The organism is Micromonospora sp. D75 (assembly GCF_018070405.1).
GTDB lineage: Bacteria > Actinomycetota > Actinomycetes > Mycobacteriales > Micromonosporaceae > Micromonospora > Micromonospora chalcea.
Genome location: NZ_JAGPXV010000439.1, coordinates 1 through 5081, shown reverse-complemented (window position 1 = coordinate 5081; position 5081 = coordinate 1). Strand labels below are relative to the sequence as shown.

General features: G+C 74.6%; 4 protein-coding genes and 1 pseudogene. 3 read left to right on the top strand and 2 right to left on the bottom strand.

What is annotated here, in order from left to right; translation table 11 throughout:
- Positions 1–505, bottom strand: a pseudogene (locus tag KBX39_RS22610) (heavy metal translocating P-type ATPase); the annotation flags it as partial.
- A 91-nt stretch (positions 506–596) separates the two neighbouring features.
- On the opposite strand from KBX39_RS22610, the gene KBX39_RS22605 reads away from it, so the two are divergent.
- Together KBX39_RS22605 and KBX39_RS22600 are read left to right on the top strand one after the other, a co-directional pair.
- Positions 597–1634, top strand: coding sequence for a nitroreductase (locus tag KBX39_RS22605; RefSeq protein WP_233514717.1), 1038 nt, complete (start codon positions 597–599; stop codon positions 1632–1634).
- 93 nt (positions 1635–1727) lie between these two features.
- Positions 1728–3395: a GAF domain-containing sensor histidine kinase gene (locus KBX39_RS22600; RefSeq protein WP_210872396.1), complete on the top strand. Its 1668-nt coding sequence runs from the start codon at positions 1728–1730 to the stop codon at positions 3393–3395.
- A 7-nt stretch (positions 3396–3402) separates the two neighbouring features.
- Here the strand turns inward: KBX39_RS22600 and KBX39_RS22595 are convergent, their stop codons facing one another.
- Complete coding sequence (locus KBX39_RS22595) at positions 3403–4041, bottom strand: response regulator transcription factor (RefSeq protein ID WP_013284884.1); 639 nt, start codon at positions 4039–4041, stop codon at positions 3403–3405.
- 186 nt (positions 4042–4227) lie between these two features.
- Between KBX39_RS22595 and KBX39_RS22590 the strand changes: the two genes are divergently transcribed.
- Positions 4228–5081, top strand: an 854-nt coding sequence (locus KBX39_RS22590) for a nitroreductase (protein ID WP_210872394.1), incomplete at its 3' end; no start/stop codon positions are given.

Here is a 5081-nt window from a genome sequence, read left to right as displayed (position 1 = left end):
CGACAGGCACCACGTCGCCCGGCCCGACCACGAGGCGGTCCCCCACCTCGACGCGGTCCAGCGGCACCACCTCGATCCCGCCGTCCGGGGTCCGCCGCCGCGCCTGCCGGGGCGCGCGTTCCAGCAGCGCCCGCAGGTCACGGGTGGCGCGGCGCTGGGCGTACTCCTCCAGCGCCCGCCCGGTCGCGACCATCACCGCGATCACGGCGCCGGCCAGGAACTCCCGCACCAGCAGCGCGCCGAGCAGCGCCAGCACCGCGATGACGTCCACGCCGAACTGCCGCAGCCAGAGCTGGCGCAGCGTGGTCCAGGCGGCCGGGACGAGCGCGACCACCGTGACCGCCGCCCAGACCAGCCGGGCGGCGTCGTGCGCGCCCACGAACCACAGCGCCGCCCCGGCCAGCACGGCCGCGGTGAGCAGCACCAGCGGCGCCCACTCGGCCCACGCCCACCGCCGGGCACGGGCCGGCTGCTCGGGTACGCACTCGCGTGGTTCGCTTCCCACGTGTGGATCGTCTCAGCCGGACGTGGGGCGGGCGGGCCGACACGGGTAATCCGGGGGATGGAACGGCGTCCCCACCCGGGCGTGGGGCACGATGGGGAAAACAGGAAAGGTCGTGACGATGAGCCACGAGACGCCGGCCGGCGATCGCCCGTTGACCACCGCGCTCGCGGAGGCCGCCGGAATGGCCGGCCATGCTCCCTCGGTGCACAACACGCAGCCGTGGCACTGGACTGTCCTGCCCGACGCGCTGGAGCTGCGGGTGGTACGCGAACGGCACCTCAGCGCCATGGACCCGGAGGGTCACCTGCTGGTGGTGAGCTGCGGCGCCGCGCTGCACCACGCCCGGGTGGCGCTGGCCGCCGAGGGCTGGACCCCGGTGGTGGAGCGGCTGCCCGACCCGGCCGAGCCCGACCTGCTGGCCCGGATCACCAGCCTGAAGCACACCGGCGCCGACCCCGACGCCATGCGCGTCGTGCAGTGCATGCAGGTCCGGCACACCGACCGGCGGCCGGTCAGCGACGAGCCGATCCCGACCGCCGCGCTCGGTGACATCGACCGGGCCGCCACCCGCGAAGGCGTGAACCTGCAACTGCTCGACGACACCCAGAAGATCCAGCTCGCCGCCGCCGCCCAGCAGGCCGCCGCCGTCGAGGCGGACAGCCCGGAACTGCGCGAGGAACTGGCGTACTGGACCAGCCGGGCCGGCACCGGCACCGGGCTGCCGCCGGAGGTGCTGCCCGAGCAGGCCCCCCAGACGACCGTTCCGGCCCGCGACTTCGGCCGCGCCGGATCGCTGCCGATCGGCCCCGGCCACGACAAGACCGCCGTGTACGGGATCCTCTGGGGCGCCGACGACGAGCTGATGAGCTGGCTGCGCGCCGGTGAGGCGCTTTCCGCCGCCTGGCTCACCGCCACCCGGCACGGGGTGTCGCTGGTGCCGCTGTCCGGCGTGGTGGAGGTCGAAGGCACCCGCGAGGTGCTGCGCCAGATGCTCGCCGGCCTGGGGTTCCCGTACATCAGCATGCGGCTGGGTGTGGCCGACCCGAACCACGCCGGCCCGCCGCACACCCCCCGGCTGGACGTCACCCAGACCGTCGACACCTCGGCGGTCCGCGACCGGCTCACCTGACCGGTCTCGATCAGGGCGGCCGCCGGGCGATACCATCGCCCGGTGGCCGCCGCACCCCAGCCCCAGCACGAGCACGTCGCGCCGTCGCTCGGGCTGACCCCGCTGTCCCGCGTCCGCCTGGACGAACTGCTCCAGGAGATGCTCGACCGCGTCGGCGAGGTGGTGACCAGCCGCGAGCGGCTCCGGGCGCTGCTGGACGCCGTCGTCGGCATCGGTTCCGACCTCGACCTGCGCAGCACGCTGCAGCGGATCGTGCAGTCGGCGTGCGAGCTGGCCGGCGCCCGCTACGGCGCGCTGGGCGTGATCGGCCCCGACCGGATGCTGCACGACTTCATCGTCCACGGCATCAGCCCCGAGCTGCACGCGAAGATCGGCGAGCTGCCGCACGGCCGCGGCGTGCTGGGCCTGCTCATCGACGAGCCGAAGCCGGTACGCATGCCGGACATCACCAAGCACCCCAACTCGTACGGCTTCCCGCCGCACCACCCGCCGATGCACAGCTTCCTCGGCGTGCCGGTGCGCATCCGCGACCACGTCTGGGGCAACCTCTACCTGGCCGAGAAGCAGGGCGCCGCCGAGTTCACCGAGGACGACGAGGAGATCGTGGTGGCGCTGGCCGCCGCGGCCGGCGTGGCGATCGAGAACGCCCGCCTCTACGCGCTGGCGCACCGGCGCGAACGCTGGCTCGCCGCCGCCGCCGAGATCACCTCGGTGCTGCTCGGCGAGGTACGCCGCACCGACGCGCTGACCCTGGTGGCCCGCCGCGCCCGCGAGGTCGCCGAGGCCGAGCTGGCCTTGGTGCTGCTCTACGACGAGGACGAGGCGCAGTTCACCGTCGAGGTGGTCGACGGCGCCGACCCGGTCACCCGGGAACTGGTCGGCGCGGTGCTGCCGGCCGCCGAGACCAGCTTCGCCGCGTCGGTCACGTCGGGCCGCCACGACCAGGTGGAGAACCTCGCCGCCGCGGCGCCCTGGCCCCGGCCCGTGGTCGCCGGCCCGGCCGTGGTCTCCCCGCTCGCCGCCGCCGACACGCTGCACGGCGTCCTGGTGATCGGCTACCGGCCCGACCACGGTCCCGCCGCCGACGACGACCTCGCGCTGCTCGCCAGCTTCGCCGGGCAGGCCGCGCTGGCCATGGAACGGGCCCGCGGGCAGGAGGAGCGGGAACTGCTGGTGGTCCTGGAAGACCGCGAACGCATCGCCCGTGACCTGCACGATGTGGTCATCCAGCGCCTGTTCGCCACCGGCCTGCAACTGCAGAGCGGCGCGATGAACGCCCGCCCCGAGGCCGCCAAGCGGATCAACCAGGCGGTCGACGACCTGGACGCCACCATCCGCGACATCCGCCGCACCATCTTCGAGCTGCGTACCCCGATGAGCGCGGCGCTGCGCACCGAGATCCGCGAGGCCATCGAGGTGGCCGCCGAGTCGCTCGGCTACCGGCCCGACCTGGAACTGGTCGGCCCGATCGACAGCGCCGTGCCGGACGAGCTACGCGGAGAACTCACCGCCGTGCTGCGCGAGGCGCTGTCCAACGCGGTACGCCACGCGCAGGCCGACCGGGTGTCGGTGCGCGTACGCGTCGACTCCGGCCGGGTCGAGATCACCGTCACCGACGACGGAATCGGCTGCGACCCGGAGGCGGCCCGCAGCGGCCTGGTCAACCTGCGGGAGCGGGCCGAGCGGCTGGGCGGCGAGTTCACGCTGCGCCGGGCCGAGCCGCGCGGCACCGAGCTGCGCTGGAGCGTCCCGCTCGACTGAGGCGGCGTCAGGTGTTCTTGCCGAGCAGCCGCGTCGCCAGCACCGCCGCCTGCGTACGCCGCTCCAGGCCGAGCTTCGCCAGCACGCTGGAGACGTAGTTCTTCACCGTCTTCTCGGCCAGGAACATCTTCCCGGCGATCTCCCGGTTGGTGAGCCCCTCCGCCACGTACTCCAGGATCCGCCGCTCCTGCTCGGTGAGCGACTTCAACTCCCGGGGCTGCTCCACGCCGCTGCGGATGCGCTCCAGCACGCGGGTGGTGATCGCCGGGTCGAGCAGCGACTGCCCCGCCGCCACCCGGCGGACCGCGTCCACCAGGTCGGTGCCGCGGATCTGCTTGAGCACGTACCCGGCGGCGCCCGCCATGATCGCCGCGAACAGCGCCTCGTCGTCCTCGTACGAGGTGAGGATCAGCCCCTTGATCGAGGAGTCCACGGCGCGGACGTCCCGGCACACGTCGATGCCGTTGCCGTCGGGCAGCCGGGCGTCGAGGATCGCCACGTCGGGGCGCAGCGCGGGGATGCGGCGCGCCGCCTCCTGGGCCAGGCCGGACTCGCCGACCACCTCGATGTCGCCGCTGCTCTGCAGCAGGTCGGCAAGGCCACGACGGACGACCTCGTGGTCGTCGAGCAGGAACACCCGGATCATCAGTCCTTTCTACCCGCTTTCCCGCCTCAGTAGCACGGGTCGAAAGTCCCGTCCTGCACGCGCCGGCCGGGACCGACGGCCGGGCCCAGGTGGGGACCTCCGGCCCTGCTCAGGCCGCTGCCCGCTGACGCACCGTAGTGGTGTACCGGACGGGGGAGCCGGCGCCGCACGAGAGGGAGCACCACCATGACGACCGAATACACCACCGCGGACCGGCGGGCCGCGGTCGCCGACGCGGTCCGGGCGCCGTCGCTGCACAACACCCAGCCGTGGCGGTTCCGGGTGGTCGACGGCGGCATCGAGGTGTCCGTCGACCCGCTGCGCGGCCTGCCCGCCACCGACCCGACCGGCTGGGGCGCGCGCATGGCGGCCGGCGCGGCGCTGTTCAACCTGCGGCTCGCGCTCGCCGTGGCGGGCACCCCGGCCACGGTGCGGCTGCGCCCGTACCCCTCCGACCCGGACGTCGTGGCCCGGCTCGTGCCGGACGTGCCGCGCCGCCCCACCCCGACCGAGCAGAGCCTGTACGGGGCGATCAGCCGCCGGTTCAGCAACCGCGCGCCGTTCTGGCCCGACCCGGTGCCCGCCGAGGCCCGCTGGCGGCTCGGCGAGGCGGCCCGGGCCGAGCAGTGCTGGCTGGAGCTGGTGATCGGCACCAGCGCGGTGAACGCCGTCGCCGAGGTAGCCCGCAGCGCCCACCGGGTGCTGGAGCGCGACCCCGCGTACGTGGCCGAGCGGATGGAGTGGATCCGCTCCGAGCCGGCCGCAGACGGTGTGCCCGCCGTCGCCGGCGGACCGCAGAGCGAGCCGCAGGACCTGCTGCCCCAGCGCGGCTTCGGCGGCCGCAACCGCGCCCCCGGCCGGGACTTCGAGCCGGAGCCGCTGGTCGCAGTGCTCGGCTCGGCCGGCAACACCTCCGCCGACCAGATCCTCGCCGGGCAGGCGTTGCAGCGGGTGCTGCTCACCGCCACCGACGCCGGGCTCAGCGCGTCGATGCTGTCCCAGCCGATCGAGGTGCCGGCCGCGCGGGAGGCGCTGCGGAT

What these genes read in the sequence shown, in the direction of transcription:
- KBX39_RS22605 (WP_233514717.1), top strand. Translation starts at nt 597, where the DNA reads ATGGGGAAAACAGGAAAGGTCGTGACGATGAGCCACGAGACGCCGGCC.
- KBX39_RS22595 (WP_013284884.1), bottom strand. Translation starts at nt 4,041, where the DNA reads ATGATCCGGGTGTTCCTGCTCGACGACCACGAGGTCGTCCGTCGTGGC.